Here is a 15,415-nt window from a genome sequence, read left to right as displayed (position 1 = left end):
CAGACTCGCGCGGGGGCACCCCCATCGCCCCCGCTCGGGTCGGCTGGAAGGCGCCGTCGGTCTCAACCGGCCTGATCCACAAGACACCCCCTAGGCGGCACGGTCACCGGCGTCGGCAATGCCGCCGACGCCGGGCTTCACTCCGCTGAGGGCCGGGCGGGTGATTGTTCTGACGGCCAGTCCACCGGAAAACCCCTCGTCCCGGCGCATCGGCATACTGTCCCAATGCGGACGCAGCGCGAAATTCCCGCCTTGATCCACCAAACCTGGAAAGACACCGATGTGCCCCAGGAATGGGCGGCGTGGGCCGAATCCTGGCGTCGACGCCACCCTGGCTGGGGGTACCGTCTGTGGACCGACGCGGACAATCGCGCATTCCTCCAGGAGCATTATCCGTGGTTCCTGCCCGTCTATGACGGCTATCCAGAAGCGATCATGCGGGCCGACGCGATTCGCTATTTCCTGCTCGACCATTTCGGCGGGCTCTACGTCGACCTGGACTTCGAGTGCCTCAGGCCCGTCGACGACCTCCTCGACGGGCAGGAACTCGTCCTCGGCTGCGAACCCGAGGCACACACACGGTTGCTGCTGGCCCGCCAACGCGGATTCGACCGCATCGTCGGCAACGCGTTCATCGCGTCACGGCCTGGCCACCCTTTCTGGGCGCATGTGCACCACCAGTTGGTGGGCTCCCACAAGTCGCCCAGCGCGCTCGACGCCACCGGCCCCTTCTTCCTCACCAGGGCGGTCGACAGCGCCCCGGATCCCGCCGCGGTCACGGTCCTCGGTCCTGAGGTCCTCTACCCCGAGGTGAGCCCGTACGCCGCAGAACTGTTCGGCCCTCAGGACGCCGACCACCAACGCGCCCACGCCGTGCACCACTGGTCCGGCAGCTGGGTGGCGGACGCCCCCGCGGGCCCACGGCCCTCCGTCGGCAAACGGTTCCCGTTCTGGGCGAGCCAGGAGCTGCACCCCCTCGCCGACGGCACCCTCAGCCTCGACGCGCAACGCCGCCGCTGGGCCTCGGGCGCGCCCGCGCCGACGGTGTCATGCCTGATGGTGACCAAGGACCGCTCGTCGACGTCGCGTCGCGCGATCAGGTGCTTCAGCGCGCAGACCTACCCGAACCTGGAACTGGTCGTCGTCGAGGACGGCACGGACGACGCCCTCGAACGGCACATCCGCGAGCAGGGCGACCCCCGGATCCGCCACCACCGGCTCCCTCCGGAGGGGCGGACGCTGGGCGAGCTGCGCAACGAGGCGGTGGACCGGGCGACCGGGCCCTACGTATGCCAGTGGGACGACGACGACCTGTACGACCCGGAGCGGGTCGAGACGCAGATGGCGGCGATCCTCGCGCTGGGAGCCGACGCCTGCTTCCTCGCCCGTGAACGGCTGTGGTGGCCCGCCAGACGCAAGCTCGCGATCTCCTGCGCGCGCGTCTGGGAGGGGTCGATGGTCTGCGCCAAGGACCGGCTGCCGCGCTACCCGGCACTGCGCCGGGGCGAGGACACGCCGGTGGCGGAAGGGGTGGTCCGCGGCTGCCGGGTGGTGTCGGTCGACGCGCCCGAGCTGTACACCTATGTGTGTCACGGCAACAACACGTTCGACGAGTCCCATTTCGCCGAACACTTCGACGTGGCGACCGAGATCTGGGCCGAACCCGGGGCCTACGCCGAGCGACTGCGGGCCATGGCGGCCCGGATGCCGATCGAGCCGAAGGACATCGTCCACGCCGAGACGGGCCACGCCGCCGCCCTGGCCCGCGTCCAAGGACCGCAGACGGCCACGGAGCCGGCCCCGGGCCCGGCGAGCGAGCGGCCACGGGTGCTGGTGCTCACCCCCGTCAAGGACGCGGCCGCGTTCCTGCCCCGCTACCTGGAAGGCCTTCGCGCCCTCGACTACCCGCGCGAGGCGATCTCCCTGGGCCTGCTCGAAGGCGACAGCAGGGACACGACACGAGAGCTGCTCGGACAGGTCCTGCCCGGCCTCCAGGCGGAGTACCGGCGGGTGACCCTGGTGCATCGCGACTTCGGCCTGCAGTTGGAGGGCCCCCGTTGGGAGCCGGGCGTTCAGCGCCGGCGCCGGTCGGTGCTGGCCAAGGCCCGCAACCATCTGCTCTCCCGGGCCCTCGCCGACGAGGAGTGGGTGCTGTGGCTCGACGTCGACGTCACCGACTGTCCGGCCGACCTGATCCAGCGTCTCCTCGGAGCGCGCAAGGACATCGTCGTCCCGCACTGCGCCACCACGGCGGGCGGACCCACGTACGACCTCAACACGTTCGTCCTCCACCGCAGGGCCGGCACGCTCAACTGGTCCCCATGGCTTCGCGACGGCATCCTGCAGCCCCCCAAGGGGTTCGGCCGGACCTACCTCGACGAGTTGCGTGGACAGGGGCTGGTCCGCGTCGACTCCGTGGGCGGCACGGCGCTGCTGGTACGCGCCGACCTCCACCGTGACGGGCTGACCTTCCCGTGCTTCCCGTACCAGCACCTCATCGAGACCGAGGGCCTGGCCGCGATGGCCCGGGACATGGGCACCGCCTGCTGGGCCCTGCCCGACCTCGAAGTGCTGCACCCGCACCACGTCCCGGAGCCGGCGGGCGTCGGGGCCGTGTCCCCGCCCTGACACCGATCGGCCGACGCGATCGACCTCGATCACTCGGAGTAATATCTTTGACACGGAAAGTAAATAAATCCTACGGTGGCGCCACTGCACCGGTCGCGGAACGTACCGGTCTCGCAGGGCATCCCACCCTCGACAGAGAGGCCCCACCGTGAAAGCTCGTGTCCTGTCCTCGCTGGCCCTCCCCGCCGCACTGGCAACGGCCGGACTGCTGAACGGCGCAGAGGCGGCCTATGCCGCTGCCACCGCCTCGGACTCGCTCGCCCCGTCGGCGACCTCCGGCCACCAGGAGCAGGCGATGGGCGGCGTCGCCGTCATCCCCGGGTACGAGCACCCGTGCACGCCCATCGGCAACATGACCATCACGGACTACATCCACTGCTGCACGCCCATCGGCAACATCACCATCAGCGGCTACCACCACCACTGCTGCGCACCCATCGCCAACATCCCGATCTGCGACTACGGACACCACGGGCACCTGTGGCCCTTCGAGGGATAGGAGCGCCGACGGCGTTCCGCCACGAGTGGGTGATCCGGCGGGTCCACTGCGGCACGGCTGCCCAACGGGCCCCAGGGGGCCGCCGGCACCCGTCCCGTCCCTTACCGTTCTCGTTCCGAAGTGAAAGACGGCGCATGCCCCACAGATCCGATCCCGTGGTTTCGGTGGTCGTCCCGTGCCACGACTACGCCCGCTACCTGCCCGACGCCGTATCCAGCATCGTCGCCCAGACATTCGAGGACTGGGAACTGGTCGTCGTCGACGACGGCAGCACCGACAACACGGTCGAGGTGACCGAGGGTCTGATCGCCCGCCACCCCGACCGGCGCATCAGACTGCTCCGACAGGCCAATGCCGGGGTCTCCGCCGCGCGCAACACCGGGATCGAGGCCGCCGCCGGCCGCTACATCCTCCCCCTGGACGCCGACGACATGATCGCGCCCACGATGCTGGAGAAGACCGTCGCGGTACTCGAAAGCGATCCGAAGGTCGCCATCGCCTCGACCGACGTGTTCACCTTCACCGACGACGATCTTCCGCCACAGGTGATGCCTCTTCCGGCCTACAGCAGGGAACTGCTGCTCCAGCGGCTGATCATGTTCTACTGCTCGCTGTACCGCCGTGAAGCGTGGCAGACCGTGGGCGGGTACGACGAGAACATGCGGGCCGGAGAGGACTGGGACTTCTGGATCGGCTGTGCCGAGCACGGCTTCGACGCGTACCACATCCAAGAGCCGCTGTTCGGGGCGCGCAACAAGGACACCGGGCTGCACGTGGAAGCCGCCGAGAACGACCTGGCCATCCGGGCCCGGATCGTGGCCAACCACCCGGACCTATTCAAGCCGATCACCCGGGGCTGGGCACACGCCGTGCTGAGCCAGGACGCGGAAGCCTGCCTGCGGGACGAGAACGTGCCCGACGACATCCTCACGCGGGCCGCCGAGATGGACCAGTTCCTCGGCGCGGTGATGGCCCTGCAGAGGACCACGCGGGTGCAGTACTACCACATCCGGCGCCTGGAGCAGGCCCTGGCCGCTCACGGAGGAACCGTCAACCCGCCCAGTCAGGGCAGGGAAGAGGCGCCGACGGCATCCGCCGTGTGACGAGTGACAGAGGGACGCCCCGCCGGTCGTCACCGGCGGGGCGTTCTCATACCGGCCGAGGGGGGCTCAGGCCGGCCGTACGGCCGAGGGGGGCTCAGGCCGCCACTTCTACAGACGCGGAAAACGAACACGTGGTTGTCGAACGCGTGGTTGTTTCTCGACTCGGTTCAGGAGTCGCCGTCGCCCGAGCCGTGCGCCGCGAAGTCGCCCTGCACGGTGTACTGCGCGTCGCCGGCTGCACCCGTGGCGGTGTAGATGTCGTCCTTCGCGTCCCGGCCGCCGCGCTCGTGGTTGTACTGACCGGCGAAGACCCACTGGCCCGCGGGGACCGTCCGGCCCTCCTTCAGCACCCAGGTGTAGACGAGGAAGCCGTCCTTCTCCTGCACCGTCTGCGTGAAGTCGGCCTCCGGCAGGGAGCGCCAGGCGCCCGTGTCGGACACGCCGCCCGTCTGCGCCACCTTCAACCGCACGGTCAGCGCGGTCAGCGGCTTCGACGTCTTGAGGGTGATGTCGCTCTGGGCCCAGAAGTCGTTGCTGTGCGGGTCGACCGAGCCGTCCGACCACAACGGGCCGTCCTGCGTGCCCCCGGCGGCGGGCGCCGGAGGGGTGGCCGAGGCCTTCGGTGCCGGGCTCGCGGACGGGCTCGCCCGGTGGGAGGGCGGTGCGGCGTGGCTCGCACCGGCCGTCGGGGCCGGCGAGTGGACCGGCGGCCTCGGCGTGGCGTCCGGTGACGGAGTGGGTGTCGGCGAGACCGCGACCGTCTGCTGTGCGGGGGCCTCGTCCTTCACCGCGGACGCCACCGCGTAACCGCCGACCGCGAGGACACCGGCCACCGCGGCCGTGGCGCCGACCACCCGGAACCAGCCCAACACCGGCGGGAGCGTGGCCCGGTGGCCGGTACGGCCCTCGGCGGCCATGCCCCGCTCGACCCGGGCGAGAATCCGTGCCCGGTCGGGTTCATGCGCCTCGGCCGCCTCGTGCAGCCGGGCGCGCAGCTCCTCGTGCACGTCCTGCTGCCTCATCGTTTCCTACCTCCGGTCTCGCCGCCGCGCGCCATGGCGGCGTGCACCTTCTGCGGGGCGCTCTCGCTGCCGAGCAACCGCTGCAGTTCGGCCATTCCCTTCGACGTCTGGCTCTTAACCGTACCCACCGACACTCCCAGGGCCAGCGCGGTGTCCTTCTCCGACAGGTCGAAGGCGTGTCGCAGCACGACGCACGCCCGTTTGCGGAACGGCAGCCTGCGCAGCGCCCCCTGCACGTCCACCACGCCGGCCACGTCGGGGTTCTCGACCCTCTCCTCGCGGTGGGACCAGAACAGGGCGATCCGGCGGCGCTCACGCACCGCGCTGCGGATCCGGGTACGGGCCAGGTTGGCGACGACACCCCGGGCGTAGGCCACCGGATGGTCGGCGGCGCGCACCCGGTCCCAGCGGTGCCACAGTGCCAGCAGCGCGTCCGCGGCCAGGTCGTCCGCGGCGTCCGGCTCACCCGTCAGGAGGTGGGCCAGCCGGGAGAGTTCCGCGTAGTGCCGTTCGAAGAAGGCGTGGAACTCCTCGGAGGCGGCGTCGTCGACGACTGTGCCCACGGGTACCTCTCTGTGCGTGTCATGTAAATGACATGTGGTTGACCGGGGGTGACCGGGACGAGACGGGGAAGCGTAGCAGCGGTCAACTGCGCGGCTCGTGCGGGGGGTCGAACGCCGTGTGACCGGTCGGCACCCGATTCCGTAACACGGAGAAAACCTGAAGCGGGTTCAACGAGGGAACAATCCAGCCAGCATCCGCAGACCGATCATCAGGCAGCAGGGAGCAGCACCATGTCCGAGACGCAGAAGGTGGCCGGCCGGCCGAGCGCCGCGCCACCCGCGGCGAACAGTGTCGACCGCTACTTCAGAATCTCCGAACGAGGGTCCACGCTCGGCCGGGAGATACGCGGCGGCTTCGCCACCTTCTTCACCATGGCCTACATCCTTGTCCTGAACCCGATCATCCTGGGCAGCGCCAAGGACAAGTTCGGCCACACGCTCGACACCGGTCAACTGGTCACCGCCACCGCCCTGGTGGCCTGTGTGATGACGATCATCATGGGGGTCGGCGGCAACCTCCCGCTCGCCATCGCCGCCGGCCTCGGCCTCAACGCGGTCGTCGCCTTCCAGCTCGCCCCGCTGATGAGCTGGGCCGACGCGATGGGCCTCGTCGTCCTCGAGGGCATCCTGATCTGCGTGCTGGTCCTCACCGGACTACGCGAGGCGATCATGAACGCCATCCCGCAGCAGCTCAAGCAGGCCATCGGCGTCGGCATCGGCCTGTTCATCGCCTTCATCGGTTTCGTCGACGCCGGATTCGTCAGCCGGATCCCCGACGCCGCGAACACCACCGTGCCCGTACAGCTCGGCGCCGTCGGCCGGCTCACCGGCTGGCCGGTCCTGGTGTTCTGTCTCGGCGTACTGCTCACCGTCGCGCTGCTCGCCCGCAAGGTGAAGGGCGCGATCCTGATCAGCATCGTCACCATGACGGTCGTCGCGATCGTCATCGACTCCGTCGCCGACATCAAGAGCTGGGGCCTGACCACCCCGAAGATCCCCGACAAGATCGTGGCCGCCCCCGACTTCGGACTCGTCGGTCACTTCAGCCTGTTCGGCGGCTTCGCCAAGGCCGGGGTGCTCACCGCGGTCATGCTGGTCTTCACCCTGATCCTGTCCGACTTCTTCGACGCCATGGGCACCATCGTCGGCATCAGCGCGGAGGCCGGACTGCTCGACGAGAAGGGCCAGGTGCCCGGCATCGGCCGCGTCCTGTTCATCGACGGCGCCGCCGCCGTGGCCGGCGGGATCGGCTCCGCCTCCTCCAACACCGCCTACATCGAGTCCGCGGCCGGCGTCGGCGAGGGCGCCCGCACCGGCTTCGCCAACCTGATCACCGGCGGCCTCTTCGGGCTCGCGCTCTTCCTCACGCCGCTGCTCACCATCGTCCCGCTCCAGGCCGCGGCGCCCGCCCTGATCGCGGTCGGCTTCCTGATGATGACGCACGTCAAGCACATCGACTGGGACAGGTACGAGATCGCCATCCCGGCCTTCCTCACCATCGCCGCGATGCCGTTCACGTACTCCATCACCGACGGTATCGGCGCGGGCTTCCTGGCCTACGTCCTCATCAAGTCGGTGCTGGGCAAGGCCAAGGAGGTCAACTGGCTGCTGTGGGGAGTCTCGGCACTGTTCCTGGTGTACTTCGCGATCGACCCGGTGGAGCAGATCCTGGGCGTCAAGTGAGACGAGGGGCGGTCTCCCTGTCGGGAGCCGCCCCTTCACCGAGCTGAGCCGCCCCAGCGGGCTCAGTTCTTCAGCGCCGCCTGCATCATCGCCTTCGCCACCGGTGCGGCCAGGCCGTTGCCGCTGACCTCCGACCGTGCCGCGTCCGACTGCTCCACCATCACCGCGACGGCGACCTCCTTGCCGGAGCCGGACTTGGCGAACGAGGTGAACCAGGCGAAGGGCGTCTTGCTGTTGTTCTCGCCGTGCTGGGCGGTACCGGTCTTGCCGCCCACGGTCACACCGGGGATCTTCGCGTTCGTACCCGTGCCCTGCTCGACGACCGTCCGCATCGCCGACTGAAGCTGCTCGGCCGTCGAGGAGCTGATGATCTCCTTGCTCTCCGCACTGTCGTCGTAGTTCTTCAGCACGTCGCCGCCGCCGTCGGTGATCTGCGAGACCATGTGCGGGGAGACCAGCTTGCCGCCGTCGGCTATCGCGGCCGACACCATGGCCATCTGCAGCGGCGTGGCCGTGACGTCGAACTGGCCGATGCCCGACAGACCCGTCTGCGCCTTGTCCATGCCCGAGGGGTACACGCTCGTGTACGCCCGCACCGGCACGTCGAGCTGGTCGTCGTTGAAGCCGAACTTCTCGGCCATCGCCCTCACCTTGTCCTGGCCGAGGTCGACGGCCATCTTCCCGAACACGTTGTTGCAGGAGTACTGCAGGGCGACGCGTATCGGGGCGTTCTCGCAGGGCGCGGAGGCGCTCTCGTTGGCGAGCGGCCGGGTGGTGCCTGGCAGGGTGTACGGGTTCGGGCTGACGGTGTCCTGGTCCACGTTCTTGTACAGCCCGTCCTCCAGCGCGGCCGCCGCCACGACCAGCTTGAACGTCGAGCCCGGCGGCAGCGGCTGGCGCAGCGCCCGGTTGGTCAGTGGCTTGTCCGGATCGGCGTTGAGCTTCTTCCAGGCCGTCCCGGCGGTGTTGGCGTCGGTCAGCTCCGACGGGTCGTACGACGGCGTCGACACCGCGGCGAGGATCCTGCCGGTCTTCGGGTCGATCGCGATGGCGCCGCCCTTCTTGTCGCCGAGCGCGTCGTACGCGGCCTTCTGCACGTCGGGGTCGATCGTGGTGACCACGTCCCCCGGGTCGGCGCGCTTGCCGGTGACGGTGTCCATGACGGTCTTGAGCCGGTTGTCCGTGCCGTTGAGCAGGTCCTGGTAGATGCCCTCCAACTGCGTCGGCGCGTAGGCCTGCGAGGCGTAGCCCGTCACCGCCGCGTACAGCTTGCCGTCCTTGTACGTGCGCTTGTACGCGAGGTCGCTGCCCTTCGTACGCGCCGAGCCGGTGATCGACTCGCCGCCCACGACGATGTTGCCGAGCGGCTGCGAGTAGGTCTCGATGACGTTGCGCCGGTTGTCCTTGCTGTCCGCGAGGCTCTTGCCGTCGTAGAACTGCAGCCACGTCGCCTTGACCAGCAGGGCGAACACGAGCAGCAGCGCGAAGACGGAGGCCCGTCTGATCGTCTTGTTCATTCCGACCAGGAGGACGAGCGAGTGGGGACGATCGTTCCCCTCCGCCGGCATTCTCATCGGGCTCTCAGAAGGGAGCGGCGGCCTCTCAGGAAGAGAGCAGCAGCACGACCTCCTCGATCTCCTCGCCACGGGCGTTGGCGTATCCCAGGGCCCGCGCGCTCTCCCGGAACCCGCATTTCTCCAGCACCCGGAGCGAACCGGCGTTGTCCGCCGCCGCACGCGCGTACAGCGGGCGTTCCGGCACCTGGGAGAGCAGCTCCCGCAGGGCGGCCGTGGCCACGCCGCGCCCCCAGTGCGCGCGGTCGATCCAGTACGTCACCTCGCGGGAGCCCGGCTGTCCGTACACCGCCGCGCTCCCCACCACGTCCCCGTCCGCCAGGACGGTCCGCGCGAGGACGTCCGGTGAGGAGCGGATCTCCTTCCAGTAGGTGCCGAAGGAGGCGTGGTCGGCCGGGTCCTCCGGGGTGAAGGCGGCCATCCGTACCGCCTCCGGGTCGTTCATCTGCCGGTAGAACACCGGCAGATCGCTGTCGTGTATCTCCCGGAGCACGATGTCCATGGTCAGAGCCTCCGGGTCGCCAGCGTCAGCCGGTCCCGGGCGTCGAACAGCGCGTCCTTGATCATCTGTTCGTGGGCGGGGGTCAGCCGGGCCACCGGCACCGAGCAGCTGATCGCGTCGCGCGCGGGCGTGCGGTAGGGGATCGCCACGCCGAAGCAGCGCAGGCCCAGGGTGTTCTCCTCGCGGTCCACGGCGAAGCCCTGCTCCCGGATCTGGTGCAGCTCCTCGATGAGTTTCTCCCGGTCGGTGATCGTGTGCTCGGTCAGCCCCGGCAGCGTCTCGGGCAGCAGCTTGCGCACCTGCTCGTCGGTGTGGGTGGCCAGCAGCGCCTTGCCCAGCGAGGTCGAGTGCGCCGGCAGCCGGCGGCCGACCCGGGTGAAGGGGCGCAGGTAGTGCTGCGACTGCCGGGTGGCCAGGTACACGACGTTCGTGCCGTCCAGGCGGGCCAGGTGGATGGTCTCCGTGGTGTCGTCGGAGAGCCGGTCCAGCGTCGGCCGGGCCGACGCGACCACCTCGTCGCCGTCGATGTACGACGTGCCGACGAGCAGTGCCCGCACCCCGATGCCGTACCGCGTGCCCGTCGCGTCCGTCTCCACCCAGCCCAGTTCCACGAGTGTGCGAAGCAGCATGTAGAGGCTGGACTTGGGATACCCGACGGCCTCCTGGACCGCCGCGAGGGAGTGCATACCGGGCCGGCCGGCGAAGTACTCGAGCAATTCCACCGTGCGCACCGCGGACTTGACCTGTGCCCCGCCGCCTGTCTCGACTGCCGCCATCGCCGTTGACCCCTTCGTTGGACGGAGACCCCGATATATAGTCTCCGACAGCATATTCATCATCAGAGACGGTGTTCAGTATATCGAACGCCCCTGGTCGATGGCCTGGGAAAGCGATATTTGGAGGGACCCGCGGTGGCAGCAGCACCAGTCTGGAGTGTCGACCCGCGCACGGGGAAGCAGCGCGAGCAGGTTGCGGTGGAGGCCACAGCCGAAGAAGTCGACGCGGCCGTCAAGGCGGCTCAGGCGGCGCGTGGAGCCCTCGCCGACCGCACGGTCCGCTCGGCGTTCCTGCGTGCCGCGGCCGCCGGTCTGGAGGCCGCCAAGGACTGGCTGGTGGAGACCGCCGACGCCGAGACCGCCCTCGGCCCGGTCCGGCTGACCGGTGAACTCGCCCGCACCTGCTACCAGCTGCGGGCCTTCGCGGACATCGTCGACGAGGGCGCCTTCCTCGACGTCATCATCAACCACCCCGACGACACCGCCACCCCGCCGATCCCGGACCTGCGCCGCTACAAGGTGCCCCTGGGCGTCGTCGCCGTCTACTCGGCGTCCAACTTCCCCTTCGCCTTCTCGGTCGCCGGCGGTGACACCGCGAGCGCGCTGGCCGCCGGCTGCCCGGTCGTCGTCAAGGCCCACCCCGACCACCCCGGCCTGTCCGAGCTGGTCGCCAAGGTGCTGCGCCGGGCCGCCGTGGACAACGGCATCCCGGAAGGCGTCCTCGGTCTGGTCCACGGCTTCGAGGCGGGCATCGAGCTGATCAAGCACCCGCTGGTCGCCGCCGCGGGCTTCACCGGCTCCGTGCGCGGTGGACGCGCCCTCTTCGACGCGGCGGCCGCCCGGCCGGTGCCGATCCCCTTCCACGGTGAGCTCGGCTCCCTCAACCCGGTGGTCGTCACCGAGGCCGCCGCCGCCGAGCGCGCCGAGGCCATCGGCGCCGGTCTCGCCGGGTCGATGACCCTGGGCGTCGGCCAGTTCTGCGTCAAGCCCGGCTTGGTGCTGGTGCCGTCCGGCGCGGCCGGCGACGGCCTGGTCAAGTCCCTCACCGACGCCGTCAGCGACACCGACGCGGGTGTGCTCCTCGACCACCGGATGCGGGACAACTTCCTCGCCGGTGTCGCCGAGCGGGCCGGGCTGGACGGCGTGGAGTCCCCGGTGACCCCCGGCGCGGGCGGCGAGCACACCGTCAGCGCGGGCTTCCTGACGGTCCCGGCGAGCAAGCTGGCCGAGGAGGGGGCGTACGACCTGCTCCTTGAGGAGTGCTTCGGGCCGGTCACCGTGGTGGTCCGGTACGACGACGAGGGCGAGGCCACGGCCGTCCTGTCCCGGCTGCCCGGCAACCTCACGGCGACGGTGCACCTCTCGGCGGAGGAGGCGGCGGGCGAGGGCCGGGGCGCGGAGCTCCTGGCCGAGGTGACGCCGCTGGCGGGGCGTGTGCTGGTGAACGGCTGGCCGACGGGGGTGGCGGTCGCGGCCGCCCAGCATCACGGGGGGCCGTACCCGGCCACCACTTCTACGTCGACGTCCGTCGGCGGTACGGCCATCGAGCGGTGGCTGCGGCCGGTCGTGTACCAGGGGGCGCCTCAGGCGCTGCTGCCGGCCGAGCTTCGCGACGACAATCCCCTGGGGCTTCCCCGGCGGTTCAACGGGGTGCTGGAGCGGTAGCGCCGTAGGCAGATCCACTTGGCCCGAGACCATTGGTGAGGGACGTGCAACTTCCTGAACTGCCTTTTCCGCTCCGGACCTACGGCCCCGAAGGCAACTGGTCCTACGAGGACGGAGTCCTCACCGGGTGGGCCGGGCCCCGGCAGGACCGGTTCGTGCCGCCCACCGGGGAGGCGTTGGAGCCGGCCTCCGACGCGCCCCGGCTGCTGGGGGCGCCCGAGGGGGACTTCCAGCTGATCGCGCGGGTCACCGTCGGGTTCGCCGCCGCCTTCGACGCGGGGGTGCTCTACGTCCATGTCGGTGAGCGGGCCTGGGCCAAGCTCTGCCTGGAGTACTCCCCGGACGTGCCCACCGTCTGCACGGTGGTCACCCGGGGACACTCCGACGACGCCAACTCCTTCACGGTGGAGGGAAGTTCCGTCTGGCTACGGATCAGCCGCACCGGCCGGGCCTTCGCCTTCCACGCGTCCAGGGACGGCGAGCGCTGGACGTTCGTACGGCTCTTCACGCTGGGCGAGGAGAAGGAGACCGGCGCGGCGCTGGTCGGCTTCATGACCCAGTCGCCGATGGGCGAGGGCTGCGTGGTGACGTACGACCACATCGAGTTCAGGGACGGCTGGCCGGAAGACCTGCGGAACGGGAGTTGAGCCGGCCGGGAACCGTGCTCGCCCCCGGCCACGTCGTCCGTTGCGTGATCGAATCGCCCGGGAACACCGACTCCTTGCTGATCAGAACCGCCCGACCCGCGGAGGCCGAGGCCATCGCCGAACTGCATCTGCGGGCGCGGTCGACGTACTACCCGGACGGTCTGCCGGAGGACGGCTTCGACTGGGTGGCCCGATGGCGCGAGGCCGTCGAGCGGCCCGACGGCCACGTGCTGTGCGCGGTCCGCGACGCCCGCCCGGTGGGGATCGCCTCCTTCCGCACTCCCGAGGAGGGGCCGGGGGAACTGGTCAAGCTGTTCCAGTTCCACGTCGACCCCGACCACTGGCGTGCGGGCATCGGCACGGCCCTGCACACCGCCTGCGTCGAGCGGTGGCAGGCCGACGGCAGGCGGAGCGCGGTCCTCGACGTGCACGTGGACAACGCCCGCGCCCAGGCCTTCTACGCCCGTCAGGGCTGGGTCCCGGACCCGGAGAACCCGCCCGCCGCGGGGGACCACCACCTGTATCTGCGGTACGCCGTACGATCCGGGGAATGAAGCGAGCTGCTTGAACGTTCATGTACCGGCGCGGGGAGAGCCTCCGCACCGGTACGACCTGGAGAGCACATGCGCGTCGAGATCTGGACGGACATCGCCTGTCCCTGGTGCTACGTGGGCAAGGCCCGCTTCGACAAGGCCCTCGCGGACTTCCCGCACCGTGACCAGGTCGAGGTGGTGCACCGCTCGTTCGAGCTGGACCCGGGCCGCGCCAAGGGCGACGTCCAGCCGGTCGTCACCATGCTCACCCGGAAGTACGGCATGAGCCAGGCGCAGGCCGAGGCGGGCGAGGACAACCTGGGCGCGCAGGCCGCCGCCGAGGGTCTGGAGTACCGCACCCGGGGCCGTGACCACGGCAGCACCTTCGACATGCACCGTCTGCTGCACTTCGCCAAGGAGCAGGGCCGGCAGGACGCGCTGATCCAGATCCTGTACCGGGCGAACTTCGCCGAGGAGCGGTCGGTCTTCACCGAGGGCGACGAGCGGCTGGTGGAGCTGGCCGTCGAGGCCGGACTGGACGCCGAGGCCGTCCGCGCGGTACTCGCCGACCCGGACGCCTACGCCGACGAGGTCCGCGCCGATGAGCGCGAGGCCGCACAGCTCGGCGCGACCGGGGTGCCCTTCTTCGTCCTGGACCGCAAGTACGGGGTCTCCGGTGCCCAGCCCGCCGAGGTCTTCACCCAGGCGCTGACCCAGGCATGGGGCGAGCACTCCCCGCTGAAGCTGATCGACCAGGGCGACGCCGACGCCTGCGGCCCGGACGGGTGCGCGGTGCCGCAGCACTGAGAAAGCGCAGCTCAGACCGTATGTATAAGCGTTCCTGAGCTGATCCGTGCAGAAATCCGCAATGGACTACGACTTCATCGGGTCGCAGAGTGGACTCATGGAGATCACGGAGAAGTCGTTCGAGAGCCTCGTCCGCGCCGAGTTCGCCCCGAAGAGCACCTATCTCAACACCGCGAGCAACAGCCTGCTGCCCGCCCGTACCGTCGCCGCCCTGCACGAGGCGGCGCTGCTGCGGGCCGAGGGCCGGCCGCTGACCTCGCTGTACGAGGACGTGGAGGCCTGCCGGGCCGGGTACGCCCGGCTCGCCGGGGTCCCGGCCACCCGGGTCGCGGTGGGCGCGTCGGTCGCCGCGCACACCGGGGTGATCGCCGCAGCGCTGCCCGCGGGCGCCGAAGTCCTGACCGCCGAGGACGACTTCACCTCGGTGCTGAACCCGTTCCACGTCCGCGGTGACCTCAAGGTGCGCCACGTTCCGCTGGAGCGGATCGCCGAGTCGGTCCGCCCGGACACCGCGCTCGTCGCGGTCAGCGCGGTCCAGTCGGCCGACGGGCGGATCGCCGACCTGGCCGCTCTGCGGGAGGCCGCCCGGACGCACGGGGCACGTACCTACGTCGACTTCTCCCAGTCGGCCGGCTGGCTGCCGATGGACGCCGACGCCTACGACTTCTCCGCCTCGGTCTCCTTCAAGTGGCTGCTCGGCCCGCACGGCGCGGCCTTCTTCGTGGTCCCGGAGGACTTCGGCGGGCTGACACCGGTGCTCGCGGGCTGGGTCGCGGGGGAGGAGCCGTGGGACAGCTGCTACGGCCCGGTGGCCGAACTCGCCCACTCGGCCCGGCGGTTCGACCTGACCCACGCGCTGTTCACCTTCGCGGGACTGCGCCGCTCCCTGGAGCTGATCGAGGAGCTCGGCGTGGCCGCCGTCCACGAGCACGACCTCGCGCTCGCCGACCGGTTCCGGGCCGGGCTCGCGGCACTCGGACACGAGCCCGTGTCCGCACCGGGATCGGCGATCGTGTCGGTGCCCGGACTGGGGGACCGGCAGCCGGAACTGAGCCGCGCCGGAATCGAGGTCTCCAACCGCGCCGGCAACCTCCGCGCGGCCTTCCACCTCTACAACACCCCCACGGACGTCGACCGCCTGCTGACCGCCCTGTCCGCCTGACACGACCGAACCGGGACCCCGCGTCCCACACGAGAGGGCCCCGGCCCGGCGGTCGTCGGGTGGTTGCTTCACCGGGGTGAAGTCCCGCGCGCCGATGTTGCATCCTCCGGGGGCGACCCCCGGGCCCCCGGCAGGGCTCCTGGCGTTCGGCCACGGGTCCGTGTGCTCGCCGGCTTGGCCGGGCGCCCGGTGGACACGACCGGGCCGGGACCCCGCGTCCCACACGAGAAGGCCCCGGCCCGGCGGTCGTC

Annotated in this window: 14 protein-coding genes; 9 read left to right on the top strand and 5 right to left on the bottom strand. The window is 70.5% G+C overall.

Annotated features, from left to right (window positions below):
- The first annotated feature begins 225 nt into the window (after positions 1-225).
- The 3 genes from ACFY0F_RS36605 to ACFY0F_RS36595 all read left to right on the top strand — a co-directional run bounded on the left by ACFY0F_RS36605 (position 226) and on the right by ACFY0F_RS36595 (position 4,230).
- Positions 226-2,628: a glycosyltransferase gene (locus tag ACFY0F_RS36605; RefSeq protein WP_388804587.1), complete on the top strand. Its 2,403-nt coding sequence runs from the start codon at positions 226-228 to the stop codon at positions 2,626-2,628.
- 148 nt (positions 2,629-2,776) lie between these two features.
- Positions 2,777-3,127, top strand: a complete 351-nt coding sequence (locus tag ACFY0F_RS36600; RefSeq protein WP_388804584.1) for a hypothetical protein — start codon at positions 2,777-2,779, stop codon at positions 3,125-3,127.
- Between the two features lie 134 nt (positions 3,128-3,261).
- Positions 3,262-4,230: a glycosyltransferase family 2 protein gene (locus tag ACFY0F_RS36595; protein WP_388804582.1), complete on the top strand. Its 969-nt coding sequence runs from the start codon at positions 3,262-3,264 to the stop codon at positions 4,228-4,230.
- Between the two features lie 167 nt (positions 4,231-4,397).
- Here the strand turns inward: ACFY0F_RS36595 and ACFY0F_RS36590 are convergent, their stop codons facing one another.
- On the bottom strand, positions 4,398-5,252 hold the full coding sequence (locus ACFY0F_RS36590) for a hypothetical protein (protein ID WP_388804579.1): 855 nt from the start codon (positions 5,250-5,252) through the stop codon (positions 4,398-4,400).
- Positions 5,249-5,815, bottom strand: coding sequence for a SigE family RNA polymerase sigma factor (locus ACFY0F_RS36585; RefSeq protein ID WP_388804576.1), 567 nt, complete (start codon positions 5,813-5,815; stop codon positions 5,249-5,251). Before ACFY0F_RS36585 ends, ACFY0F_RS36590 begins: the two co-directional genes overlap by 4 nt.
- A 231-nt stretch (positions 5,816-6,046) precedes the next feature.
- Between ACFY0F_RS36585 and ACFY0F_RS36580 the strand changes: the two genes are divergently transcribed.
- Positions 6,047-7,498, top strand: coding sequence for an NCS2 family permease (locus ACFY0F_RS36580; protein ID WP_388804574.1), 1,452 nt, complete (start codon positions 6,047-6,049; stop codon positions 7,496-7,498).
- Positions 7,499-7,560: 62 nt separating this feature from the next.
- Here the strand turns inward: ACFY0F_RS36580 and ACFY0F_RS36575 are convergent, their stop codons facing one another.
- From ACFY0F_RS36575 to ACFY0F_RS36565, 3 genes are all read right to left on the bottom strand, one after another.
- Positions 7,561-9,015, bottom strand: coding sequence for a peptidoglycan D,D-transpeptidase FtsI family protein (locus tag ACFY0F_RS36575; protein ID WP_388804571.1), 1,455 nt, complete (start codon positions 9,013-9,015; stop codon positions 7,561-7,563).
- A gap of 85 nt (positions 9,016-9,100) precedes the next feature.
- The gene (locus tag ACFY0F_RS36570; protein ID WP_388804569.1) at positions 9,101-9,574 is read right to left on the bottom strand and encodes a GNAT family N-acetyltransferase; all 474 of its coding nucleotides are present in this window, start codon (positions 9,572-9,574) and stop codon (positions 9,101-9,103) included.
- A gap of 2 nt (positions 9,575-9,576) precedes the next feature.
- Positions 9,577-10,350, bottom strand: coding sequence for an IclR family transcriptional regulator (locus ACFY0F_RS36565; RefSeq protein ID WP_388804566.1), 774 nt, complete (start codon positions 10,348-10,350; stop codon positions 9,577-9,579).
- Between the two features lie 198 nt (positions 10,351-10,548).
- Here ACFY0F_RS36565 and ACFY0F_RS36560 point away from each other — a divergent pair, with 198 nt between their 5' ends.
- The 5 genes from ACFY0F_RS36560 to ACFY0F_RS36540 all read left to right on the top strand — a co-directional run bounded on the left by ACFY0F_RS36560 (position 10,549) and on the right by ACFY0F_RS36540 (position 15,164).
- Positions 10,549-12,015, top strand: coding sequence for an aldehyde dehydrogenase (NADP(+)) (locus tag ACFY0F_RS36560; protein ID WP_388804601.1), 1,467 nt, complete (start codon positions 10,549-10,551; stop codon positions 12,013-12,015).
- Between the two features lie 35 nt (positions 12,016-12,050).
- The gene (locus ACFY0F_RS36555; RefSeq protein ID WP_388804564.1) at positions 12,051-12,662 is read left to right on the top strand and encodes a DUF1349 domain-containing protein; all 612 of its coding nucleotides are present in this window, start codon (positions 12,051-12,053) and stop codon (positions 12,660-12,662) included.
- Between the two features lie 77 nt (positions 12,663-12,739).
- A complete protein-coding gene (locus ACFY0F_RS36550) occupies positions 12,740-13,216 on the top strand; it encodes a GNAT family N-acetyltransferase (RefSeq protein ID WP_388804598.1) in 477 nt (158 codons plus the stop codon).
- 69 nt (positions 13,217-13,285) lie between these two features.
- Entirely contained in the window at positions 13,286-14,002 is a 717-nt protein-coding gene (locus ACFY0F_RS36545) for a DsbA family oxidoreductase (RefSeq protein ID WP_388804561.1), read from the top strand.
- A 97-nt stretch (positions 14,003-14,099) separates the two neighbouring features.
- Positions 14,100-15,164, top strand: a complete 1,065-nt coding sequence (locus tag ACFY0F_RS36540) for an aminotransferase class V-fold PLP-dependent enzyme (RefSeq protein WP_388804558.1) — start codon at positions 14,100-14,102, stop codon at positions 15,162-15,164.
- Positions 15,165-15,415 lie beyond the last annotated feature (251 nt).

It is taken from the genome of Streptomyces sp. NPDC001544, assembly GCF_042894285.1.
Taxonomy (GTDB): domain Bacteria; phylum Actinomycetota; class Actinomycetes; order Streptomycetales; family Streptomycetaceae; genus Streptomyces.
The sequence above is the reverse complement of the archived record's forward strand: the minus strand, read 5'-3'. Positions and strand labels throughout refer to the sequence as shown.

Coding starts and splice junctions, on each gene's coding strand:
- ACFY0F_RS36595 (WP_388804582.1), top strand. CDS start 3,262: ATGCCCCACAGATCCGATCCCGTGGTTTCGGTGGTCGTCCCGTGCCAC.
- ACFY0F_RS36605 (WP_388804587.1), top strand. CDS start 226: ATGCGGACGCAGCGCGAAATTCCCGCCTTGATCCACCAAACCTGGAAA.
- ACFY0F_RS36580 (WP_388804574.1), top strand. CDS start 6,047: ATGTCCGAGACGCAGAAGGTGGCCGGCCGGCCGAGCGCCGCGCCACCC.
- ACFY0F_RS36575 (WP_388804571.1), bottom strand. CDS start 9,015: ATGAACAAGACGATCAGACGGGCCTCCGTCTTCGCGCTGCTGCTCGTG.
- ACFY0F_RS36565 (WP_388804566.1), bottom strand. CDS start 10,350: ATGGCGGCAGTCGAGACAGGCGGCGGGGCACAGGTCAAGTCCGCGGTG.
- ACFY0F_RS36570 (WP_388804569.1), bottom strand. CDS start 9,574: ATGGACATCGTGCTCCGGGAGATACACGACAGCGATCTGCCGGTGTTC.
- ACFY0F_RS36540 (WP_388804558.1), top strand. CDS start 14,100: ATGGAGATCACGGAGAAGTCGTTCGAGAGCCTCGTCCGCGCCGAGTTC.
- ACFY0F_RS36545 (WP_388804561.1), top strand. CDS start 13,286: ATGCGCGTCGAGATCTGGACGGACATCGCCTGTCCCTGGTGCTACGTG.
- ACFY0F_RS36590 (WP_388804579.1), bottom strand. CDS start 5,252: ATGAGGCAGCAGGACGTGCACGAGGAGCTGCGCGCCCGGCTGCACGAG.